This is a genomic window from Muriicola soli, from assembly GCF_004139715.1.
GTDB lineage: Bacteria > Bacteroidota > Bacteroidia > Flavobacteriales > Flavobacteriaceae > Muriicola > Muriicola soli.
Genome location: NZ_CP035544.1, coordinates 367,224 through 389,061, shown reverse-complemented (window position 1 = coordinate 389,061; position 21,838 = coordinate 367,224). Strand labels below are relative to the sequence as shown.

The following is a 21,838-nucleotide window of genomic DNA, read 5'->3' as shown; positions in this document are numbered from 1 at the left end:
CCTCATTGTTAGGTAAAGAATACGGCAGGGAATGGAACTTTCCTAGAAATTAAATCCAAAGGTGCCGGTAACGCTAAAGGGCCTGGCCTCAGGATTTTCAAGATAATTACCTCTGAAGTTAAAATCGACTCTTAGAATCTTGAAGATATTGCTTATCCCAAACGAATATTCCCAGTAGATCTTGTCTGTAGGTGCGGTGAGAGGGATATTTGTCGGGCTGTTAAGTGCGATATTCTCATCCGAAAGTTGTCCCCAGGCCCCCCGCAGTCCTACCACTTCTCGGAGGTTCCAGTCTCGTATAATAGGAATCCTTGAAAATATCCGGCCATTGAAATTTTGTTCAAGGTGAAGTGAGATATATGTATCTGTAACGAATTCATAAAAATCCAGATTGGGGAAGGTATTATATAATGTAAACAAGGTTTGGTTACCGGGGATCACATTGAGGAGACTAAGGGGTACAGCCTCTGTGGTCTTACCCATTTCCACGGTACTCAGCAATCGGCCAAAACCACCTATCTGCCATGGTTGGGTATAGGAAAATTGGTATTTCGCATAGCTGAAATCACTTTCGAGAAAGCCTTCCAGGCCTCGGGTATAATTAAATAATAAGGTGGCATACTCATCGTTGACGTCCCTTCGCTCCACACCATAGCCGATGGTTCGTTTACCCGGGGTATAAATCAAGGTAGTAGTAAGGTCAAATTGTTTCACCTCCGAGGAAATTCCTGAGGGAGATTCAGGGTCAACGTAATCCAGGTTAAAAGCTTCCGGCAGGGCGGAACTCAGGGTCCGGAATGACCCTCCAAACCTCAGCCTGAAATTTTTAAAAGGTTCGGCTTCCAGATTAAGTGTACTCAGGTTTATATTAGTGAGGCGGTCATTATTTCCAACCGTAAGCACCGAGGAAGAGGCTACACTCCTTCCCAAAACATCGTTTGTTGCAGTAAGACTGAGTCCCAGTTGTTCAATATCCCGCCGGTTTCCTCCGGAAATGATCAACCTGCTTTTTTTATCGAGCAGGAATTTGGCGGAGAAACCGTGTTTCACCTTCTTATCCATAAAGCCATATGCCATGTAACCTTCTAGTCGCCAGGGGTCATTCTGACCAAAATAGGTCCGAGCCCCGCCTCTGAGACGTACCCCTTCCGCGTCATTAAACCCAAAAGTGCCGTAAATATTCCCGATATCGATATTCCATTTATCGATCTCCACATAACCCGAACTAAGGATACTTACCAGATTGTAATAGGTCTTAAACTTGGGAACGGTTTTAAGGGTGTCTAATAAGGTATATATTCCACTCTCGTCCTTATTCAGGGATTCCAGCCGGTTGTTACTCCAGAAGACACTATCGCGTTGAAATACTCTGGGATCGAAGGGGTCAGAAGCCGTTTTGTAAAATTCATCGGTTTTTGGCTGATTAAACTCGTAATTGTCATAGACCGTGGTACGTTTCCCGTAGATTCCTTTTGAAGACTCCTTTTTGTTCAGGGCAAAATCGGAAAGCATATAGTCCCTTTTCAGCAGGAAGACCGAATCATTGACCACTTCAAAGTCCTGCTCGATATAGATTTCCTTAACCCAGTTGATATTGGCACTTTTTGTGACTTGCAGATTGATCTTCTTAAGGGCGTAGGTAGTATCGTTTACCCAGAAGTCGCCTTTAAAAGTCAACTCGTTCTTCCTCCTGGGGTAATAGATAATATGGTAGCACCATTTATTGTCGATATAGGCACTATCTGACAGCACGTAGTTATACACATCTATGCCCGTCCGTGAAAGCGGACTGGTAAAACTTTTGTCAAAGAATTTGAGATAGTTGGCATAGACATCATAATCGGAATACAAGTCCTGTACAAAAGCGGTGATGGCCTGATTATTAGAAAATCCCGAATTTTTATTCCCAAGAACATCTTCCCTTTCTTTCTGCAGTACGTTATTTCCGTACACCTTCGAAAAGACTTCATTAAGGAAAATAGGCAGGTAGGTCTTTCCCGTAATTCTGGAGGTGTCCAGGTCTGCGAAGACAAATTCCAGACCTTTAAAAACCCTGCTTTTTATCAGGGCACTGTCAATCGTATTGAGATCGAATTCTACTTTTTCGTATTTGTCGTATTCGTACTGCTTGAATTTGCGAAGGCCGTTAATCCTTTTTTTAGCCCAGATCTTTCTGAGAATGTCGATTGCGGGATTGTTTTTTTTGGATCGATTCCCAAAGTAGACCACTACTTCATCAAGCTGCTCTCCTTCTGATAATTCAATGGTAAGGTCGTAATTAACGGTAGAATTCAGTTCAATATCTCTGGACTGGTACCCGATAAAAGAGACCTGAATGCTTGGATAACTATTGTCGGATTCTAAATAAAACCGGCCATTATCATTTGTAATCGTGCCTTCGGTTGAGTTTGGGAATATGACGTTGGCAAAAGCTATAGGTTCACCATTTTCATCCACCACGATACCGCTCACTTTGGTTTGAGAAAAACCAAAGCAGAAAGTAAAGATCAACAAAAGCGAAAAGGATATCCTCATAAGTGGGGCCGGTGAACCGGGGAATTAAATTCTATCGAATTCTCATTCCCAGCTTTACGGGTTTTAAACCTCCGGAAAAATTACGGAAAAAAAAACTTCGCCAATACCGGAGTGACGAAGTTTTATCTGATTTATTAATGTCACAATTATTTGTACATAACCTTCTTTACTGCGTTCACGACATCTTCGTGATTAGGTAGCCAATTCTCCAGCAAGACGGGAGAATACGGGGCCGGTGTATCTGCAGTATTGATCTTTACAATTGGAGCATCGAGATAGTCAAAGGCCTTGGATTGGACCTGATAAGTAATCTCGGTAGCTACATTGCCAAAGGGCCATGCCTCTTCCAGAATCACAAGTCGATTCGTCTTTTTTACCGAATTCAGGATGGCTTCGCTATCCATGGGCTTTACTGTCCTAAGGTCGATGATCTCACATTCAATTCCTTCTTTTGCCAGTTCCTCAGCTGCTGTGTAAGCCTCCTTGATGATCTTCCCGAAAGAAACTATGGTTACATCCTTCCCTTCTCTTTTGATCTCAGCAACTCCCAGTGGAATGGTGTATTCATCTTCAGGAACTTCCCCTTTATCTCCGTACATCTGCTCAGACTCCATAAAAATTACGGGGTCATCATCTCGTATGGCTGCCTTGAGCAAGCCTTTGGCATCCTTGGGGTTTGAGGGTACAACTACTTTTAATCCCGGACAGTTGGCGTACCAACTCTCAAAGGCTTGTGAATGTGTAGCAGCAAGCTGGCCGGCCGATGCGGTAGGTCCACGGAAGACAATGGGACAATTGAATTGCCCACCTGACATTTGTCTGATTTTAGCAGCGTTGTTGATAATCTGATCAATCCCAACCAAAGCAAAATTAAAAGTCATGAATTCGATGATAGGCCGATTTCCAATCATGGCAGAACCCACGCCTATACCGGAAAAGCCCAACTCTGAAATGGGGGTATCTATTACCCGATCCGGACCAAATTCATCCAACATTCCCTTTGACGCCTTGTAAGCACCATTATACTCTGCCACTTCCTCTCCCATGAGGTAGATGGACTCGTCCTTCCTCATTTCCTCGGACATGGCCTCAGCAATAGCTTCCCGAAATTGTAATGTCTTCATATGCTTGTTTTTCTCATCTTGATTAGACATCAAAATGCGAACAAAAATAGGAAATTATCCTTCAATTAAACCCCAGAAAAAGGGAAAATCAAATGAATATTTTATTATGCATGCATAGTATTTTTGAATTTTATTGGTTATCTTTGAGGCCTTATAAGTTCAAAAAAAAACCTCTTATGAAAATATTAGTTTGTATCAGTAATGTTCCCGATACGACCTCCAAGATCAACTTTACCCAGGACAATACTAAATTCGACACTACGGGTGTTCAGTTTGTGATCAACCCCAATGACGAATTTGGCCTTACCCGTGCCATGTGGTTTAAAGAAAAGCAAGGGGCAACCGTTCACGTTGCCACCGTGGGAGGCCCGCAGGTAGAACCCACAATGAGAAAAGCCCTTGCCATAGGTGCAGATGAAGGAATACGTATCAATGCCGAACCTACCGACGGTTTTTTTGTCGCTCAGCAACTCGCTGAGGTGATTAAGAATGGTGAATATGACCTTGTTATCGGCGGAAGGGAATCCATTGATTACAACGGGGGAATGGTTCCGGGTATCATTGCTGCCATCCTCAATATCAATTTTGTAAATACCTGTATTGGTCTGGAGATCGAGGGTGAAAAAGTTACTGCCATGAGGGAGATCGACGGCGGAAAGGAAAAGCTTGAATCTACCCTGCCATTGATTATAGGCGGACAAAAGGGATTAGTGGAGGAAAGTGACCTAAGAATTCCCAATATGCGGGGAATCATGATGGCCCGCAAAAAACAAATCAATGTTTTGGAACCCGCAGAAGCTCTGCATGCAACTTCGGATAAGACTTTTGATAAACCTGCTCAAAAAGGCCCCGTTAAACTGGTTGACGCCGATAATGTTGGAGAGTTGATCGAGTTGTTACACAACGAAGCAAAAGTGATTTAATAGTAGTATTTAAACAGTAAGAAATATGTCCATATTAGTTTATACAGAAGCCGAGAACGGGAAATTCAAAAAGAATGCCCTGGAAGTGGCTTCATACGCCCATAAAGTGGCCCAGGAAATGGGAACTGAGGTTACAGCACTGAGTTTTAATGTCTCTGACAATTCTGCTCTTGGAAATTACGGAGTGAGTAAAGTATTAAAGGTGGAAAATGAACAATTGAAAACCTTCCATGCTAAAGCGTACGCCAGTGTGATTGCCGAAGCCGTAAAAAAAGAAGGTGCTAAATTGGTAATTCTGAGTTCAAGTACCGATTCTAAATACCTGGGAGGCTTGCTTTCAGGGATGCTTAAAGCCGGATACATTCCTAATGCCGTATCAGCGCCAGACAGTGTTGAACCCATGGTTGTAAAGCGAATGGCCTTTAGCAATAAAGGTTTTGCACACACTGAAATTAATACGGAAACAAAGATCATAGGAGTGTCCAATAATGCTTTTGGGCTGATTGAAAATGCTACTGATCTTCAGGAAGAAGCCTTCAGTCCGGCTACGGAAGAAAAGGACTTTGCAACGAAATCTGTTAATGTAGATAAAGTAGCAGGTGAAGTAACCATCGCTGATGCCGATATTGTAGTGTCTGCCGGCCGAGGACTTAAAGGACCTGAAAACTGGGGAATGATAGAGGAACTGGCTGATGTTTTAGGTGCCGCAACAGCTTGCTCAAAGCCCGTGAGCGATATGGGATGGAGGTCACATGGTGAACACGTCGGACAAACCGGTAAACCCGTGGCCAGTAATCTTTATATAGCTATAGGAATTTCGGGCGCTATTCAACATTTGGCAGGGGTGAGTGCGTCTAAAGTAAAAGTGGTGATCAACACCGATCCTGAAGCTCCTTTCTTTAAAGCTGCTGACTACGGAATCGTAGGTGATGCCTTTGAAGTAGTCCCAGAACTCATCGAAAAATTAAAGGAATTTAAGGCCCAGAACGCCTAATTTTTGTTAATTTGTGCCTTTAAAGGGCTGTTTAAATACCTAGGACATTCCTTATATTTATACAGCCCTTTTGGTATATGAGTGATTATGAGTCTAGTTAGATTAAAAATTAAAGGAATATCTTACAGTCAGACACAAAACGGGGCATATGCCCTTATTTTGAATGAGGTTGACGGAGATCGAAAATTGCCCATAGTAATCGGAGCTTTTGAGGCTCAATCCATTGCCATTGCTCTCGAAAAGGAGATCAAACCCCTCGCCCCCTCACACATGACCTTTTTAAGAATTTTGCAGATAGATTCGACATCGTGGTCAAACAGGTTATCATTCATAAACTGGTGGATGGAGTCTTTTATTCCAGTATAATTTGTGAACGCGAAAAGGTAGAAGAAATCGTAGATGCAAGAACATCTGATGCTATCGCCCTGGCGCTTCGATTTAATGCTCCCATTTTTACTTATAAAACCATCCTTGACAAAGCGGGAATCTTCCTTAAATTTTCTTCTAAAGAAAAGGAAAAAGAAGAAGTTGATGACAGCATTGTGGTCGATGAAATTTTACAGGAAGGTGAAACCGTGGAGATCAACCCGGGCTCAGCCGCTCCTTATAAGGAATTGAGCATGGATGAGCTTCACAAGGAACTCGACAAAGCCGTTGCCAATGAGGACTATGAAAAGGCGGCCCGACTAAGGGACGAAATTTCCAAACGCAAATGATTTACTAGCCCACGCCGTATGAAGCCAGGAATTTGGATTCTCTCCCTTTTTATGATGCTGTTAATCCCTGGTTTTGGACAGGAGGCTCCCTCAAATGATAGTATCACCTTAGACAGCATAAGCCCAATTTCAGTTTTATCAACTCAGGAGGTTACTCCGGATATCGTAAGTCCGATTATCGCAAACCAGGGATTCTCACTGGATAGTCTCTGGCGAGGAGCCTTAGGCATGCTGGCCTTATTGCTGATAGCCTACCTCTTTTCTTCAAACAGAAAGGCCATTAACTGGAAAACCACCGGAATAGGCCTGGGAATACAATTATCCCTTGCCATCGGTATTTTAAAGGTGCCCGCAATTCAATGGTTCTTTAATAAACTAGGGCAGTTTTTTAACGAGATCCTGAAATATACCATGGCGGGAAGCGAGTTTATTTTTGGTGGCCTGCTGAATCTCGACAACCCCAACATTGGGTATATTTTTGCTTTTCAGATCCTGCCGACCATTATTTTCTTTTCTGCGCTAACGTCGGTTCTATACTATCTGGGAATTATTCAAAAGATCGTCAAAGGACTCGCCTGGTTGCTCACCAAATTTCTCGGCATTTCAGGTGCTGAGAGTCTCAGCGTATCAGGAAATATCTTTTTAGGACAGACCGAAGCGCCTTTGTTGATCAAGGCATATCTGGAGAAAATGAACAAGTCTGAAATCCTTTTGGTGATGATCGGTGGGATGGCAACTGTGGCCGGAGGGGTGCTTGCAGCCTACATCGGTTTTCTCGGTGGAAATGACGAGCAGCTCAGGCTCGAATTTGCACGACACCTTATCGCCGCATCGGTAATGGCTGCCCCCGGAGCAATTGTGATCTCAAAAATCCTCTATCCGCAAACACAAGATGTAAGCAGGGATATACAGGTTTCTACAGAAAAGATCGGCGCAAATATCCTCGATGCAATTGCCAATGGCACAACGGAAGGCCTCAAACTTGCGGTGAATGTGGGAGCTATGCTTTTGGTCTTTGTTGCCTTTATTGCCATGATGAACGGCATCTTGGGCTGGGTGGGCGACTTAACCACTGTGAATGAATGGATAGCTGCAAATTCAGTCTATGACCAACTTTCCCTGGAAGCTATTCTCGGTGTTATTTTTGCGCCCCTGATGTGGTTGATCGGGGTGAATACGCAGGACATATTATTGATGGGTCAGCTATTAGGTGTAAAACTGGCTGCAAGCGAATTTGTAGGGTATATCCAGTTGGCCGAGCTCAAAGACTTCAGCAATGGGAATCACTTTGCATTCAACAAATCTATAATTATGGCGACGTACATGCTCTGTGGATTTGCCAATTTCGCTTCCATTGGCATTCAGATCGGAGGAATTGGATCTCTGGCCCCGGGGCAACGCAAGACGCTATCCGAATTCGGTATGAAAGCCGTATTGGGAGGAACACTGGCCTCCCTTCTTTCTGCCACATTCGCCGGTATGATCCTCGGGTAGTTCCAGAGTCGCTTTCGTTAATAAGTTTTCACAAGAAGCATGCATTCTCAATTTTAACTAAGGGAAGGATTTTCTAATTTTACAACAAGATCAAAGCTACTTAATTCATGAAGCAATATCACGACCTGCTCAAACACGTACTGGAGAAAGGAAACAAAAAAAGTGACCGCACAGGAACCGGGACAATTTCTGTCTTCGGGTATCAGATGCGATTCGACCTGAGCGAGGGATTCCCAATGGTCACTACAAAAAAACTTCATCTCAAATCGATCGTACATGAATTATTGTGGTTCCTGAAAGGGGATACAAATGTGAAGTATTTGCAAGAAAACGGTGTTCGGATATGGAATGAATGGGCAGATGAAAATGGAGAACTGGGGCCTGTATATGGTTACCAATGGCGCAATTGGAACGGAGACGGAATCGACCAGATAAAAGACCTTATCGATAAATTAAAAAACAATCCCGATAGCCGAAGGATGATGGTGGCCGCCTGGAACCCCAGCGTTTTACCGGATTCCTCAAAATCCTTTTCAGAAAATGTGGCTGATGGAAAAGCTGCCCTACCCCCCTGCCATGCCTTTTTTCAGTTTTATGTGGCCGATGGCAGGCTCTCCTGTCAGCTCTATCAAAGAAGCGCAGACATTTTTCTCGGGGTGCCGTTCAATATTGCCTCCTATGCTCTTTTCACTTTGATGGTAGCCCAGGTTTGCGGATACGAACCCGGAGAATTCATACATACCTTTGGAGATGCCCATATCTATAACAACCATATGGAGCAAATAGAACTTCAGCTGAGCAGGGAACCAAGACCACTGCCAAAAATGGTACTGAACCCTGAGGTAAGTGATATTTTCGATTTCAAATTTGAGGACTTTACCCTTCTCGATTATGACCCCCACCCCCACATTAAAGGGATGGTAGCTGTCTAGGGATGCGATACTCAACACTTCTGTTAATTTTTGTTTGGTCTACAACCGCGTTTTCTCAAGACTATTACCCCCTAGAGACCATTGAAACAGCTCCCGCATTTAAGGGCTGCAAGGGGCTTCAGGGAGAAGAACTTCGCGCTTGCTTTTACCGTGAATTTTCCGCTTACATACAACAAAACCTGATTTATCCCCCTGAAGTCATTCTTAAAAGTATAAATTCAAGAGTGTACACTTCTTTTGTGATCAATTCAAAAGGAAAAGTGGAAAATGTAATGGCACGCGGAGAGCAACCAGGTCTTGAAGCAGAAGCTATCCGACTTATCACTGAACTTCCAAAACTCAGTCCCGGAGAACACGAAGGCAAAAAAACATCTACGAGTGTAAATATTCCTATACAATTCAGCTTACCACCTAAAAGTAATGAATCGAGGATTGCCTTGCCCAAGCCAGAACAATTCAATGATTCAGTTTCAGCAACTCTTGAGGAGGTACCGGTTTTTCCGGGCTGTGAAAACCTGTCCAATTCCGAGGCAAGGAACTGTTTTAAAAAGAAAATGAGAGAACATATACAAGATAATTTCCGATATCCCAGAATGGCACAGCTAAAGAATATTCAGGGAACAGTGTATGCCAATTTTATAATCAATATTGATGGCTCTATCAGTGATATTAATCTTATCGCCCCACATCAATTACTTGCCGATGAGACCATCCGTATTATCAAACTCTTACCTCAAATTACCCCGGCCAGGCAAGGGGGAAAAAATGTTCGAATTCCTTTTTCCTTTCCCCTGTCTTTCAGATTGTTGAGTCCGAAATAGCTCTTTACTAATCATAAAGCAAAAAAAAATCCGGAACCTTTTGAAAAGTTCCGGATTTCAATTTTTTTTCTACCCGACTTATAATTCCAATACAGCGTTTTCTGCACCGGCGAAGTCGTTCCATTGATAACGATCAGCTTCAGATTCGTTTACGTAAGAACCGTCTACGAGGTAACGAAATTCATACGAATTCTCTTTTGGAAGGTCAAAAGTACCTTTGAAGTTTCCGTTCTTAAGTTTTTTCAAAGTGCTCCCTTTTGGATTCCAGTTGTTAAAGTCTCCAACTACGGCTACTTTTTTTGCGTCTTCTGCAGGTACAGTAAAGGTTACTTTTACTACAGGTTTAGTTTTCAAGTATTGTTTAGAAATTGCCATCTTAATCAGTTTTAAAATTCGAAGCAAAATTAATGCATTAAACACCTCATTTACAATGATTAACGAATTATTATCAAATTCATAATAATAGAGGAACAAAAAATTGACTTTGGTAAAATTAACCCCTTAATTTTTAATAGAAGCTAAGGAAGAAGGGGCAGATTTCAGGATTTCCACAATGCGGTTGATATCACTTTCGGAGTTGTAAAGATGGAAACTTAATCGGATTCCACCTCCACGCTGTGAACAACACACGTTATTGTTGGATAAATACAAATACAACTCATCCCCACCCCTGATGTTTAATATGTTTCCATGAGTCTTTCTGTTTACTACGCCTTCATTTAGCAAGCCCAATGCCAAAAACTCCTGGCTGGCAAGATCCATCAAGCCCTTATTGTGCTTTTCAATGTTCTTTATATCCCAATCCATGAGTTTTTTAACTGAAAAATCCAGACTCCCGAAACACAGACTATCCAGATGGCCGGGCTCTAAATGTTTTGCAAGTCGGAATTCCCCCTTTGCCTCCAAATTTCCATTCACAGAATTAAACCCTGTCGATTTTGGCCTAAGCCGATCTGTAGCCCTTTCGGAGAAAAGCATATATCCATTCCCGGTGCCGGATAACAGCCATTTGTATCCGCTCCCGCCCAGAATATCGATACCGGAATCATCAAAATTAAATTCGAATGCTCCGCAAAACTGTGTGCCATCGGCAATCAGCAAAAGGTCCGGATACTGCTCTTTGATGTATTTAAGAAAATCGCCCGAAATCCTCAATCCATTTTGCCATTGAACTATACTGAAGGCAAGGACATCTATCTTCTCATTATTCAGTTTTTCCTCAATATTACGTTCAACATTTTCATCCAGTTTGGCGTAAGTGAGCTTAAATTCGCGACTCTCAAAAGGCCAGTTTACGGAAGGGTAGTCTGTTTCCAGCAGAAGGATATTGTTGTCTTTGGGCAGGCCTTCGAGCACTGTATTTAAGGCCAGGGAGAAATTAGGGCTCAGTGCTATTCTGTTGCGATCGCAGCCGAGGAATTTCCCAAGGGTGTCTCTAACCCCGGAGATCATTTGAAAGCTTTCCATTTTCATGTCACTGCCTCCGATTAGAAAGTCGAGATCGTGTTCCTGCCTCCATTCTAACAGCTCCTCCGACATCAATCCGATGGCCGCTGTGTTGGCAAAAAGCGAGTGTTTTACAACCGGAAATGACTTCCTGAGACTATTGAGATTCATGAATGCCTGAATTTGGTGATTTTGCTTCAGATTAGAAGGTTCTTAAAATCCGATTTCATCTATCTTTGTAGTTAAAGATAACGATTCAGATGTTCTCCAGGCACAAAAAGGAATCCGGAATAGACCTCGAACAGCACGAGCAGATCGAATACGCCCAAATGCGAATCAATCAAAAAAAGAATCTGTATCGTCATTTTGTATGGTTCCTGATAGGCGGGACAGGTCTGGTCATTATCAATAAAGTATTTAAGTACGGTGAATCCTATGATTGGGCATACTGGGCTATTGGAGTCTGGAGTATGCTTTTCCTTGTACACCTTGTCAATGTCTTTATCTTAAATCCTTTTATGGGACGCGATTGGGAGAGGAAGCAAAGAGAAAGGCTCGTACTCCGGCAGAAAGAAAAAATAGCGAACCTCCGGAAACAGGTGGAAAAAGAATTTCCCCTGCCTCCGGCACCTAAAAAAAAAGTGGATTGAGTACCCTAATTATGATCGCAGCAGCTGCGGAAAACAATGCGCTGGGAAAAGACAACCAATTACTATGGCATTTGCCGGACGATTTTAAGCGATTTAAGGCCATCACCTCCGGTCATTCCATTATTATGGGACGAAAGACTTTTGAAAGTTTTCCAAAGCCACTACCCAATAGATTTCATATCATTATTACGCGAGACAGATCGTATACCACCGAACACGAAGCCTGTAAAGTTGTGCATTCCTTAGAAGATGCTCTCTCTCTGGTAAAAAATGAAAAAGAAGCATATGTAATTGGAGGGGGTGAAATCTACACTCAAGCATTGCCTATCGTAGATGTAATTGAACTCACCCGTGTTCACAAGGCGTATGAAGCTGATACCTACTTTCCTGAGATCGATCTAAAAAAATGGAAACTACGAAATGAAGAATTTCATCCCGCAGATGAAAAACACAAGGTATCCTTTAGCTATCTCACCTACGAACGACATTAAAAATTCAGAAATTCAGTTTTAATCTCACCTTGCTCACCCTTTAAAAAATGAGACAGCACATTAGCGTCTGTATTGATGAAGAAATTGTGCTTTCCCGGTCTTTCCTCTGCGTTCAGCAGGTTGTGTTCTTTGAGAACCCTAAAAGTCTGTCTGGCTACCGCTTCTCCACAGTCGATGATCTTGACATGAGCCGGGAGTTCTTCCTTAAGAACAGGGATTAAGTAAGGGAAATGAGTGCAACCCAGCACAATATGATCAATTCCTGCTTCCTTCATGGGTTGAATATATTTTTGCAATAAAGTTCGCACCTCAGGTGATGTTGCCTGCCCTTTTTCAATAAGTTCAACGAGACCGGCCCCTTCCTGTTCAATGATTTCGATATTGGCGGCGTGGTTCTTAACCGTACTGTGAAATAACGAACTAGCCAGCGTACCGCGAGTTGCCAGCACTCCTATTTTTCCTGAAACCGACTGCAGGGCTGCAGGTTTGATAGCGGGTTCTATTCCAATAAATGGCAGCGGGTAATTCTTTCTCAGGTAGTCTATTGCGTTGGTTGTTGCCGTATTACAGGCTACCACAATGAGTTTACACTGATGTTGTAACAGTAATTCTGTATTCTTGATACACAGCTCCAGAATGGCTTCCGGAGACTTTTCACCGTAGGGGGCATTGATACTATCGGCCAGGTAGATCATATCTTCGTATGGCATTTTGCTTCGGAGTTCTTTCCAGATGGAAATCCCACCAACTCCTGAGTCAAAAATTCCAATCGGCCTGCGATCCACTGCTTTCTTTTTTGAGGGTATTGCTGTATAAAAATAAAAAAACCGTCCATGAGAGGACGGTTTTTTCTGAGGATTTATTTGAAATTAAAACCCTAATTCCTGTTTAACTTCCGGTAGCAGGTCTTTCCCTTTCGCTACTATCAGTCCGCCTCCCTGCGTAGAATCCATTACGTACGCTATCCCTTGAGCGGCAGCAACTTTTTCGATGGCTGCCATGGCTTTTTCGGATATAGGTTGGAAGAGCTCGGCCTGTTTCTTAGCCAGTTCCTGTTGAGCGGCTTGCTGGGCTTCTCCGATATTTCTTTCGAATCCTTGCAGTTCAACGGCTCTTTTTTCGTTCTCTTCTTTAGTTTTGGCCGATGCCTCGCTTTGATACTGAGTGTACTTGTTTCGCAACTCGGTCATTGAGCTTTCAATATCGGCTTTATACGTTTCCTGTAATTTTTGCAATTCAGCCTGGGCAGCTTTCATCTCCGGCATAGCCGACAAGAGCTCGGTTACATTGATGTGCGCAACTGTGCTTTGTGCTTTTACAAACCCCGTAGCGGCAACAAATAATACAAGGGCTACTGCTACTTTCTTCACTTGTTTCATGACTTTAAATTTACTATTTGAGTGTTATTATTGAATTCTAATTATTGATCTATTGTATCTTTTTTCTTTTCCGTTTGCTTTGCCCTTTCCGCTTCTTTCTCTTTGCGTCTGGCTTCGCGTTCTTCTAATAATTTCTTTCTTCGCTCTTCATATGCTTTTCGGCGTTCTTCTCTGAGCTTTAATTGTTCTGCCCTCTTTTCTTCTGCCGTCTGCTTTCGAACATTTTCTGCTTCTTCGGCCTTTTCTATTCGCTCTTTAAGGGCGTCTGTCATTTCTTCCTCTTCTTCGGCAGCTGCTTTTTCGAATGCCGCCAATCTGGCTTTCTCAGCTGCTTTGGAAGGTTTGCTGACTCTTCTTGTCCTGGCGATACCCCGCAGTACTAACTCGCTGATATCGTGCCTTTTTTCGGAGTACAACATTACGACATCCGCAGATTTATCGAAAATAAAATCGTACTTTTTATTGGCTCCAATAGCCTGTACTTCATTGAACACCTGGTCCTGGATGGGCTGAATCAGTCTTTGTTTCTGAAGCACTAAATCTCCATTGGGTCCAAATCGGTCTTGTTGGTATTCCAGCATTTCTTTCTCGAGAATCTGAATTTCCTCCGTCCGTTCTGCAATCAATTCATCTGTCAACAGTACTTTTTCAGCCATCAGATCTTTTTTCATCTGATCAATGACCCCCTGTTTTTCCTCAATCTCCAGTTTCCACCTTTGAACCTTGTTTCCCAGCTGTTCATTTGCTTCCCTGTACTCTTCCACGTTTTCCAGGATATATTCCATGTCCACGTATCCTATCCTCACTCCTCGTTGGGCGGAGATATAGAAGGTGGTCAGAAACAGTACAATTATTATAAGAACGTTTGTCTTCATGTTACTCAGGTTTAGTACATAGAAAATATCGTGCCAAAATTACTAAAACTTTTAGAATGAGCGTTTTACCTTTTGTTCCGGGAAGTGAAAATGCTAGAATTGCTGACCTATAATAAAATGTGTCTGCCAACCACTCGGACCATTACCCGCAGATTGAGGTCTCAGGTCTTCGTCAAATCCGTAGCCAAAATCTATCCCCAGTAAACCAAAGGCAGGCATAAATATTCTTAAGCCCACTCCGGCCGATCTTTTAAGTTGAAACGGATTAAACTCATTAAAATTGTTAAAGGAGTTCCCCGCTTCTAAAAAAGTTAAGCCATAAATGGAGGCAGAAGGCTTCAGGGTTAGTGGGTATCTCAGCTCCAGCGAGTACTTGTTGTACACAATACCCCCTTCCTGGTTGAAAGTAATGGGGTCTACCGGAGTAAGGGAATTGTTCTCATATCCCCTGAGCTGTATGGTCTCCCGACCGTCCAGGGTAAAGTTTCGTCCCAAGCCATCCCCCCCGAGGAAGAAACGTTCAAAAGGAACCTGCCCAACATCGCTATTGTAATTCCCCAGAAAACCAAATTCTACATTTGTCCTTAGTACTAATTTATCCACTAATCTTGTATACCAGTCTCCTTTGAACTTAATTTTGTAGTACTCCAGCCATCTGAAACGCTGCTGATCAACACTTTCCAGTTCATCCCGCTCTGCCGTCGTAAGGTCGCTACCGGTCTGATTGCGCTGGGTCTGGAGTTCTGTAAGCTCCTCACTCCTTTCCTTTAATGCTGCAAAGTCCTTATTGCTGAACAGGGAATACGGAGGGGTAAACTTGGCCGTGACCTCAAAAATAGATCCTGTGATGGGATAGATACGACCGGGACCCGCAGAGCTCCTTGAAATTCCAAATGTATATGCGAGTGAATTCGATTGGCCATTTCCAAAATTAAATAGCCCTGTTCTGTAATTCCTGAAGTCGTATAACTGATAACTCAGGGAATGAGACAACGTAAAAAAGTCGTCTGGCCACTGTACTCTCTTGGCAAGCCCAAGGGATACTCCTGTAATTGAAAATTGCTGATTCTTGTCTACTTCTACCCTCCCATTATTGCCAAACGAGGCAAGAAACTGCTGAGTTCTCGAAAGGGACATATTGAAACGAACGGGTTTTTTCCCTCCCAGCCAGGGTTCTGAAAAGTTAAGACTGTAAACCCTGAACGTCCTACTGGCCTGCAAACGCAGCGCAAAAGTCTGACCATCTCCCATGGGAACCGGCTTATATGCTTCTCCATTAAAGAGGTTTTGAATGGAGAAATTACTAAAGGATAGTCCGAGTGTCCCGATAAAGCCTCCTCCTCCATAGCCGCCTTGTAGTTCTATCTGACTCGATCCGGATTCTACCAAACTATACGCAAGGTCTACAGTTCCGGAGTTAGGATCCGGATTCTGAATGTCAGGGGCGATTTGTTCTGCATCGAAGAAGCCTAACTGACCTAGCTCACGTACACTTCGGATAATATTTTCCTTGCTGTATTTCTGCCCGGGCCTGGTCCTTATCTCCCTGAAGATTACGTGATCATTGGTCTTGTCGTTTCCGGTAACCGTCACGTGATTTAAGAAGGTTTCCTTCCCTTCAATGATTCGGATCTCAAAATTGATGGTGTCGTTCTCGGCGGAAACTTCAACCGGGTTGATCTGAGAGAATAAATACCCGTTATTCTGATACAAATTTGTGAGGTCATCCGCGTCTGGTTTTGTGTCATCAGCTATACGCTCTCTGAGCAAGACCCCGTTGTAAGTAGCTCCCTTTTTAATACCGAGCACTTGTGAAAGTTGGCGATCTGTATAGACCGTATTACCAACAAAATTGATATCCCCAAAGTAGTATTTATTCCCTTCCTCTACGTTGATAGTGATCTTAATATTTTCGTCATCAATCTTCTCAATGGTATCAGAGAGAACTCTGGCATCACGAAAGCCATTCTCAGCGTATTTATCGATTAAAGAAGATAAATCCTCTTTGTAGTCTTCCGGGATATATTTTGATTTCTTCCAAAACCTTCCCAGTTTTTTGCGCTTGGTGTTTTTTAACGCCTTACGCAATTGACTGTTCGATAATTCGTCATTCCCTTCAAAGGCAATATTGGAGATTTTTACTTTGTTCCCCTTGTTTACATTAATCACCATGCTTTCCGCATTGGTTTCAGAGGTGTCACGTGAGGTGGCTATGGTAGCCTTGGCATTTAGATACCCTTGTTTTTTATACTTATTCTGAAGGTAATTCTTGGTGTTGGCTATAAGACTTTCCGTGATTTTTTTACCCTTCTTGAGATCCGTGTCATCGATGATATCATCAACCTTCCGCTTTTTCACTCCATAGATCGTGACCTTAGATAAGGTTGGTCGCTCTTTAATATTGAGTTCCAAAAAGATATCGTCCCCTTCAATATTGATGATGTAGAAAGAAATGTCACTGAACAACTCCAGACCCCATAGTTTTTTGAGGACATCACTGATTTGGTCCCCGGGTACGGTGATGATCTGACCCTCCCTGAGGCCGGTGTAGGTTTTTACCGTCTGTTCGTTATAGCTTTGCAGGCCGGTTATCTCAAGACTCTTTAAAACATACTTCTTCCCGCTATCGTAGGGTAAATCCTGTGACAGTAAGGTACTGGTGGTCAAAAGAAAAAGGAAGGTAGTAAGGAAGATAGGTAATGTGAGTCGTTTCACATTATTAGATAAGTTGTTCGCTTGTTTTTCCAAATCGTCGTTCTCTGTTCTGGTAATTCTTAAGTGCTTCTGCTAAATGTTCCTCGCGAAAATCGGGCCAAAAGACATCCATAAAATACAATTCGGCATAGGCTATCTGCCATAGTAAAAAATTGCTTATCCGGTGCTCACCGCTAGTACGTACAAGCAAGTCTACGTCTGGTAAATTATGCGTGTAAAGATGACTATTAATAATGGCATCATCAATATTCTCCGGCGAAATTATATTATTTTTAACTTTGGTGCTAATTTCCCGCACGGCATGTTTAATTTCCTCCCTTGCTCCGTAACTCAAAGCCAGAGTTAAGATCATAGCCGAATTCTTTGAGGTCTTATCAATCACTTCCTGTAATTCTGAGTGTGCTTTTGAAGGGAGAGAGGCTATATTTCCTATAGCGTTGAGCTTAATATTATTTTTATTCAGTGTTTTCAGCTCTTTCTTGAGAGAGGAAACCAGAAGTCTCATTAAAGTATCAACCTCCTTTTTGGGACGTTGCCAGTTTTCGGTGGAGAAGGCATAAAGCGTAAGATAATCGATCCCTATTTTAGCGCAGTTCTCTACGGTTTCTCTCACGGCTTTTACGCCGTTTTCATGCCCGAAGATCCGCAATTTACCACGTTGTTTCGCCCACCGGCCATTTCCATCCATGATAATAGCCAAATGTTTGGGTAAAGGACCCTTTTTTAACTCTTCTATAGTGTTCATCTTGCTTTCTAGTCGAAACAATCGGAACAGACCACCCTGCCAAAGGTATAGGTAAGGGTTATGCCTGAAAAAACATACCAATCGTCACTTAAAATGTTCCCAAAGCGAAATTGCTCAAAATTTGTTCCCGTCGGGTTACTTGCATCCAGGTTGTCTGTAAAGGTATACCGCGCTCCTATTTCGGCTCCAAGAATCAGAAATTGATTGATCCTGAACTTCGCTCCAACGGTCATAGGGATGGCAAATGATCCATCCTTTTGCCCGGTTTCCTGCAGTGCTCCTGCATCAAAATAATTAAAATCATAGCGAAAATACGCAATTCCTGAATAAAGGTATGGGGTAAATGCCTGAGAAAGTGAATGTAGGTTGTATGCGACGAAGTTCAGTTCCAGGCCTGCCGATACTTCCAGTAAAGAATGGTCCAGGACATAGCCCCTTTGTTGTCTGGAAGCCATGTCAGATTTTGAATCATCCGCTGTAAAATTACCGTAGAATGCACTTGCACGCCAGGCATATCTCTTGCTTTTATTCCACTTAAAGACCCCACCAAAAGCGGGTCCTGTAGGGGATATAAATCGCATACTTCCAACATCCCCAATATTATTGAGGCCCCCTGCCATCAAACCTATTTCATAGGTCTGGGCATTGGTTTGCATCAAAAAGAGCATAAGGGTGATACAAGGCAGTATTCTCATTTTCTCAAAAATTGAGCAAATATAGGCCTTTATGCCGTGTTGTATGGATGGACTCAAGATCTTTCGCTTTCTCAATAAACAGGGAATTGAAGTATTTATTGTTTTTTGGATCAATTGCGCCTATCCTGACCCCACAATAATTTGTTACGGATAGTCTTTAAAAAACTCTCAGAGGCGTACTCTATCATTTTAACGCTAAAGTTGGTCTTTTTGATCAATAGCTCTTTGCCATTGTCGATGGTGGCCAGTCTGGAATCCAGCGAAACCATATGCTGATCTTCCCGCCCTGAGACCTTAATGCGAATTTCTGTATCATCCGAAATCACCAAGGGGCGAGCATTGAGATTATGTGGTGCTATAGGTGTTATCACAAGAGACTGTGCAGTGGGCGTCATCACGGGGCCTCCGCAGCTCAGGGAATATCCCGTAGAACCTGTAGGCGTTGAGATGATCAGGCCATCGGCCCAGTACGATGTCAGATATTCGTCATTGAGATGTGTCTCTATGGTAATCATGGAGGTGGTATCTTTCCTGCTTACCGTTACTTCGTTTAGCGCAAAGTTAAGTCCCTTGAATTCCTCTATTTCAGGCTTTGAAACTACAGAGACCAGGCTGCGTTCAACGACTATGTAATCCCCTTTAATAAAATCGTGAATCAATCGCCTGACATTTTCTTTTTTATAAGTAGAGAGAAATCCCAGTCGGCCTGTATTTACCCCTACAATAGGAATACCCAGGTCACCCACGTAGGTCACGGCCCTTAGAATGGTTCCGTCTCCCCCAAAGCTCACAAAAAGATCAAAATCCTTATCAAGTCCCTGATTGTGATCGAATGTCTTACAAGACAAATCCGCTTGTTCTGAGCAAAGGAGTTGATAAAAATCATTTTCAATAACAATATCGGAATTGAGGGAATTCAGTTCTTCGAGTAGCTCAAAAACGTAATTGAGTCCGTTTTCTTTAAAGGCCTGACCATAAATGGCTACCCTCATACATTGAGAAATTTGTCCAGATAGTCTGAACGTTCTTTGAGGTCTTCAAGAAATTGATCGGCCTTGTTGCCAAAGAGGATAGTGTAGTTGTATCGGCGGAAGGTATTTACCACTTCATTAAAATTATTCATACCGATTTTAATGGTGATCTGCACCACTTCACTTCGAGAATCAGTAATAAAGGCACCTATGAGTTTGGTATTGTTGCTTTCCACAATCTGCGCAATCTCACTAAACGAATAGTCCTTTATTCCTTTGGCCACCACTAATATGGCGCCGGGCTCCTTAAAAAACGGGGTGTCTATAAATACCCCTACAAAGTCGTTGAGATCGTAATATCCCATGACATGGGCTTCTTCGTCCAAAACAGGAAGAAGATTGGCTTCGTTTCTGGAAAAGAGTTCTAGAACATCAAGCCATGAGGTTTCCCGTAAAGCAAAAAAGGATTCCAGATTCGATTTAAAGCTTGTGATCTTCTGGTCTTTTTCAAATGCTTCAAGATCATTCTCGGACAACAGGCCCAATAGTTTCTGATCTTCAGTAATAGCCACGTGGGAATAGGTGCTATTCTTGAAAAAATGAATAGGCTCTTCCAACAAGTCTTGAATATCAAAGACGGGTATGGTGTGAATAATATGTGATTCGATAGACATGTTCTCTTTAATTAATGCAAATTAATAATTAAAAAGATCAAAAGGCATGCCTAATTTGTATTTTTGCGACGATTGAACGATGATATAGCCCAAATGACGAAACTTAGTGTAAATATCAATAAAATTGCAACTTTGAGAAATGCCAGGGGCGGAAATATGCCAGATCTTATTTCCGTGGCAAAAGATATCGAGGAATTTGGGGCTGACGGAATTACCGTACACCCCAGACCAGATGAAAGACATATCAGATACGCAGATGTATACGCCCTAAAAGAGGTACTGAAAACCGAATTTAACATTGAGGGGAACCCTAATCCCAGGTTTACCGAGATGGTTTTGGAAGTACGCCCTGAGCAGGTCACGCTGGTGCCCGATGCTGTTGATGCAATCACGTCCAATGCCGGCTGGGACACTAAAAAACACAAGGTCTATTTACAAGAAATGATCCAAACTTTTAAGGAAAAAGGGATTCGCACTTCCATCTTTGTAGACCCGGATTCCGCCATGGTGGAAGGAGCTGCAGAAACAGGAACAGACCGTGTGGAACTGTACACGGAAGAATATGCAAAAGTGTATCCTCAGGATCCGGAAAAGGCTATCAAGGCGTATGCTGACGCTGCCAGGACAGCGCATTCTTTGGGATTGGGAATCAATGCGGGGCACGACCTCAGCCTGGAGAACATTGCCTACTTCAAAAAAGGTATTTCTCATCTGCAGGAGGTTTCAATTGGGCATGCGCTTATTTGCGAAGCGATCTATCTCGGCCTCGAAAACGTGGTCAACATGTATTTACACCGCCTTAAATGATGCCTAATTTACATTCCAACATTTTAGGCGAGGGACAACCCTTATTGGTATTGCACGGGTTTCTGGGCATGTCCGACAATTGGAAGACCCTGGGCAGTGAATACGCCGAAAACGGTTATGAAGTGCATCTGATCGACCAGAGAAACCACGGAAAAAGTTTTTGGTCTGATGAGTTCGACTACAGCTTGCTGGCTGAAGACCTTAAGGACTATATGGATGATTTTCAAATTGAAAAAGCAACCCTTCTTGGCCATTCAATGGGAGGAAAAACCGTGATGCAATTTGCCTGCACCTATCCGCAGCGGGTCAGAAAACTTATCGTGGCTGATATTTCTCCAAAGTTTTACCCTCCACATCATCAATATATTATAGATGCTCTTTTGGCTTTGCCATTAGACCAGGTGAAATCAAGAAGTGAGGCCGACTCCGAGCTGGCAAAGCATTTAAACGATTGGGGAATACGGCAATTTTTATTAAAAAGCTTGCATTGGGTGGAAAAGGGCCGGCTTTCCTTTCGCTTTAATCTTAAGGTATTAGCCACAAAAATGGAAGAAATTGGCGATTCCATTTCGGGTTCCGACTCGTATAAAGGACCGACCCTCTTCTTGCGAGGCAGCAGATCAGAGTATATTTCTGAACAGGATCTCCCCATGATTAAACAACATTTTCCGTCAGCCGTTTTGGAAACTGTCCCGGATTCGGGTCATTGGCTGCATGCTGAAAACCCCGAAGAATTCATGAAATTATCACTCCAATTTTTAAATCGATAATATTACGCTCTAATTTCTGTAAGAACCCTATTTAAACAGGGGTAAAATTGCGTGTGTCATAAATTATATTAATTTTGAGAC

The 21,838-nt window shown here is 42.8% G+C and carries 21 protein-coding genes and 1 pseudogene; 10 read left to right on the top strand and 12 right to left on the bottom strand.

The features are described 5' to 3' along the window. Window positions 1-42 precede the first annotated feature (42 nt). Together EQY75_RS01710 and EQY75_RS01705 are read right to left on the bottom strand one after the other, a co-directional pair. Window positions 43-2,535, bottom strand: a complete 2,493-nt coding sequence (locus tag EQY75_RS01710) for a DUF5686 and carboxypeptidase-like regulatory domain-containing protein (protein ID WP_129602304.1) — start codon at window positions 2,533-2,535, stop codon at window positions 43-45. A gap of 146 nt (window positions 2,536-2,681) precedes the next feature. Next, the gene (locus EQY75_RS01705; protein ID WP_129602302.1) at window positions 2,682-3,659 is read right to left on the bottom strand and encodes a pyruvate dehydrogenase complex E1 component subunit beta; all 978 of its coding nucleotides are present in this window, start codon (window positions 3,657-3,659) and stop codon (window positions 2,682-2,684) included. A gap of 176 nt (window positions 3,660-3,835) precedes the next feature. Between EQY75_RS01705 and EQY75_RS01700 the strand changes: the two genes are divergently transcribed. The 6 genes and pseudogenes from EQY75_RS01700 to EQY75_RS01675 all read left to right on the top strand — a co-directional run bounded on the left by EQY75_RS01700 (window position 3,836) and on the right by EQY75_RS01675 (window position 9,539). Then, window positions 3,836-4,582 (top strand): electron transfer flavoprotein subunit beta/FixA family protein, encoded by a 747-nt coding sequence (locus tag EQY75_RS01700; protein ID WP_129602300.1) that lies wholly within the window; start codon window positions 3,836-3,838, stop codon window positions 4,580-4,582. Between the two features lie 25 nt (window positions 4,583-4,607). After that, window positions 4,608-5,576: an electron transfer flavoprotein subunit alpha/FixB family protein gene (locus EQY75_RS01695; protein WP_129602299.1), complete on the top strand. Its 969-nt coding sequence runs from the start codon at window positions 4,608-4,610 to the stop codon at window positions 5,574-5,576. Window positions 5,577-5,663: 87 nt separating this feature from the next. Next, window positions 5,664-6,292, top strand: a pseudogene (locus EQY75_RS01690) (bifunctional nuclease family protein). An 18-nt stretch (window positions 6,293-6,310) separates the two neighbouring features. Continuing rightward, complete coding sequence (locus EQY75_RS01685; protein WP_129602298.1) at window positions 6,311-7,786, top strand: NupC/NupG family nucleoside CNT transporter; 1,476 nt, start codon at window positions 6,311-6,313, stop codon at window positions 7,784-7,786. A 107-nt stretch (window positions 7,787-7,893) separates the two neighbouring features. After that, a complete protein-coding gene (locus EQY75_RS01680; RefSeq protein ID WP_129602296.1) occupies window positions 7,894-8,718 on the top strand; it encodes a thymidylate synthase in 825 nt (274 codons plus the stop codon). A gap of 2 nt (window positions 8,719-8,720) precedes the next feature. After that, the gene (locus EQY75_RS01675) at window positions 8,721-9,539 is read left to right on the top strand and encodes an energy transducer TonB (protein WP_129602294.1); all 819 of its coding nucleotides are present in this window, start codon (window positions 8,721-8,723) and stop codon (window positions 9,537-9,539) included. 78 nt (window positions 9,540-9,617) lie between these two features. On the opposite strand, the gene EQY75_RS01670 is transcribed toward EQY75_RS01675, so the two are convergent. After that, window positions 9,618-9,914 carry an isoamylase early set domain-containing protein gene (locus EQY75_RS01670; protein WP_129602292.1) on the bottom strand — a complete coding sequence of 99 codons (297 nt, stop codon included), beginning with the start codon at window positions 9,912-9,914 and terminating at the stop codon, window positions 9,618-9,620. A gap of 126 nt (window positions 9,915-10,040) precedes the next feature. Continuing rightward, a complete protein-coding gene (locus EQY75_RS01665; protein ID WP_129602290.1) occupies window positions 10,041-11,156 on the bottom strand; it encodes an aminotransferase class V-fold PLP-dependent enzyme in 1,116 nt (371 codons plus the stop codon). Between the two features lie 89 nt (window positions 11,157-11,245). Here EQY75_RS01665 and EQY75_RS01660 point away from each other — a divergent pair, with 89 nt between their 5' ends. Both EQY75_RS01660 and EQY75_RS01655 read left to right on the top strand, forming a co-directional pair. Then, the gene (locus tag EQY75_RS01660; protein ID WP_129602288.1) at window positions 11,246-11,635 is read left to right on the top strand and encodes a 2TM domain-containing protein; all 390 of its coding nucleotides are present in this window, start codon (window positions 11,246-11,248) and stop codon (window positions 11,633-11,635) included. After that, complete coding sequence (locus EQY75_RS01655; protein ID WP_246019943.1) at window positions 11,632-12,126, top strand: dihydrofolate reductase; 495 nt, start codon at window positions 11,632-11,634, stop codon at window positions 12,124-12,126. Before EQY75_RS01660 ends, EQY75_RS01655 begins: the two co-directional genes overlap by 4 nt. Here the strand turns inward: EQY75_RS01655 and murI are convergent. The 8 genes from murI to EQY75_RS01615 form a co-directional block, all read right to left on the bottom strand. Further along, entirely contained in the window at window positions 12,123-12,911 is a 789-nt protein-coding gene (gene murI, locus EQY75_RS01650; protein WP_129602286.1) for a glutamate racemase, read from the bottom strand. The two genes, EQY75_RS01655 and murI, sit on opposite strands and share 4 nt — an antisense overlap. A gap of 84 nt (window positions 12,912-12,995) precedes the next feature. After that, a complete protein-coding gene (locus tag EQY75_RS01645; protein WP_129602284.1) occupies window positions 12,996-13,505 on the bottom strand; it encodes an OmpH/Skp family outer membrane protein in 510 nt (169 codons plus the stop codon). Window positions 13,506-13,546: 41 nt separating this feature from the next. Further along, the gene (locus tag EQY75_RS01640) at window positions 13,547-14,380 is read right to left on the bottom strand and encodes an OmpH/Skp family outer membrane protein (protein WP_129602282.1); all 834 of its coding nucleotides are present in this window, start codon (window positions 14,378-14,380) and stop codon (window positions 13,547-13,549) included. 93 nt (window positions 14,381-14,473) lie between these two features. Beyond that, a complete protein-coding gene (locus EQY75_RS01635) occupies window positions 14,474-17,095 on the bottom strand; it encodes a BamA/OMP85 family outer membrane protein (protein ID WP_425462149.1) in 2,622 nt (873 codons plus the stop codon). Window positions 17,096-17,099: 4 nt separating this feature from the next. Continuing rightward, window positions 17,100-17,840, bottom strand: a complete 741-nt coding sequence (locus tag EQY75_RS01630) for an undecaprenyl pyrophosphate synthase (RefSeq protein WP_129602278.1) — start codon at window positions 17,838-17,840, stop codon at window positions 17,100-17,102. Window positions 17,841-17,848: 8 nt separating this feature from the next. Further along, a complete protein-coding gene (gene porG, locus EQY75_RS01625) occupies window positions 17,849-18,535 on the bottom strand; it encodes a type IX secretion system protein PorG (protein ID WP_129602276.1) in 687 nt (228 codons plus the stop codon). Window positions 18,536-18,645: 110 nt separating this feature from the next. Further along, entirely contained in the window at window positions 18,646-19,527 is an 882-nt protein-coding gene (locus EQY75_RS01620; RefSeq protein WP_129602274.1) for an NAD kinase, read from the bottom strand. Next, window positions 19,524-20,180 carry a CBS domain-containing protein gene (locus EQY75_RS01615; RefSeq protein ID WP_129602272.1) on the bottom strand — a complete coding sequence of 219 codons (657 nt, stop codon included), beginning with the start codon at window positions 20,178-20,180 and terminating at the stop codon, window positions 19,524-19,526. The genes EQY75_RS01620 and EQY75_RS01615 overlap by 4 nt, the downstream gene beginning before the upstream one ends. 93 nt (window positions 20,181-20,273) lie before the next feature. Here EQY75_RS01615 and EQY75_RS01610 point away from each other — a divergent pair, with 93 nt between their 5' ends. Beyond that, the gene (locus EQY75_RS01610; protein ID WP_129606880.1) at window positions 20,274-20,987 is read left to right on the top strand and encodes a pyridoxine 5'-phosphate synthase; all 714 of its coding nucleotides are present in this window, start codon (window positions 20,274-20,276) and stop codon (window positions 20,985-20,987) included. Continuing rightward, window positions 20,987-21,757: an alpha/beta fold hydrolase gene (locus EQY75_RS01605; RefSeq protein WP_129606878.1), complete on the top strand. Its 771-nt coding sequence runs from the start codon at window positions 20,987-20,989 to the stop codon at window positions 21,755-21,757. Before EQY75_RS01610 ends, EQY75_RS01605 begins: the two co-directional genes overlap by 1 nt. Window positions 21,758-21,838: the final 81 nt, after the last annotated feature.

Excerpts from the sequence above, each read along its gene's own strand:
- EQY75_RS01710 (WP_129602304.1), bottom strand. The coding sequence starts at position 2,535 with ATGAGGATATCCTTTTCGCTTTTGTTGATCTTTACTTTCTGCTTTGGT.
- EQY75_RS01695 (WP_129602299.1), top strand. The coding sequence starts at position 4,608 with ATGTCCATATTAGTTTATACAGAAGCCGAGAACGGGAAATTCAAAAAG.
- EQY75_RS01640 (WP_129602282.1), bottom strand. The coding sequence starts at position 14,380 with ATGAAGACAAACGTTCTTATAATAATTGTACTGTTTCTGACCACCTTC.
- EQY75_RS01645 (WP_129602284.1), bottom strand. The coding sequence starts at position 13,505 with ATGAAACAAGTGAAGAAAGTAGCAGTAGCCCTTGTATTATTTGTTGCC.
- EQY75_RS01670 (WP_129602292.1), bottom strand. The coding sequence starts at position 9,914 with ATGGCAATTTCTAAACAATACTTGAAAACTAAACCTGTAGTAAAAGTA.
- EQY75_RS01620 (WP_129602274.1), bottom strand. The coding sequence starts at position 19,527 with ATGAGGGTAGCCATTTATGGTCAGGCCTTTAAAGAAAACGGACTCAAT.
- EQY75_RS01705 (WP_129602302.1), bottom strand. The coding sequence starts at position 3,659 with ATGAAGACATTACAATTTCGGGAAGCTATTGCTGAGGCCATGTCCGAG.
- EQY75_RS01665 (WP_129602290.1), bottom strand. The coding sequence starts at position 11,156 with ATGAATCTCAATAGTCTCAGGAAGTCATTTCCGGTTGTAAAACACTCG.
- EQY75_RS01680 (WP_129602296.1), top strand. The coding sequence starts at position 7,894 with ATGAAGCAATATCACGACCTGCTCAAACACGTACTGGAGAAAGGAAAC.
- EQY75_RS01605 (WP_129606878.1), top strand. The coding sequence starts at position 20,987 with ATGCCTAATTTACATTCCAACATTTTAGGCGAGGGACAACCCTTATTG.
- porG (WP_129602276.1), bottom strand. The coding sequence starts at position 18,535 with ATGAGAATACTGCCTTGTATCACCCTTATGCTCTTTTTGATGCAAACC.
- EQY75_RS01610 (WP_129606880.1), top strand. The coding sequence starts at position 20,274 with ATGACGAAACTTAGTGTAAATATCAATAAAATTGCAACTTTGAGAAAT.
- EQY75_RS01700 (WP_129602300.1), top strand. The coding sequence starts at position 3,836 with ATGAAAATATTAGTTTGTATCAGTAATGTTCCCGATACGACCTCCAAG.
- EQY75_RS01660 (WP_129602288.1), top strand. The coding sequence starts at position 11,246 with ATGTTCTCCAGGCACAAAAAGGAATCCGGAATAGACCTCGAACAGCAC.
- EQY75_RS01615 (WP_129602272.1), bottom strand. The coding sequence starts at position 20,180 with ATGTCTATCGAATCACATATTATTCACACCATACCCGTCTTTGATATT.
- EQY75_RS01630 (WP_129602278.1), bottom strand. The coding sequence starts at position 17,840 with ATGAACACTATAGAAGAGTTAAAAAAGGGTCCTTTACCCAAACATTTG.
- EQY75_RS01685 (WP_129602298.1), top strand. The coding sequence starts at position 6,311 with ATGAAGCCAGGAATTTGGATTCTCTCCCTTTTTATGATGCTGTTAATC.
- EQY75_RS01675 (WP_129602294.1), top strand. The coding sequence starts at position 8,721 with ATGCGATACTCAACACTTCTGTTAATTTTTGTTTGGTCTACAACCGCG.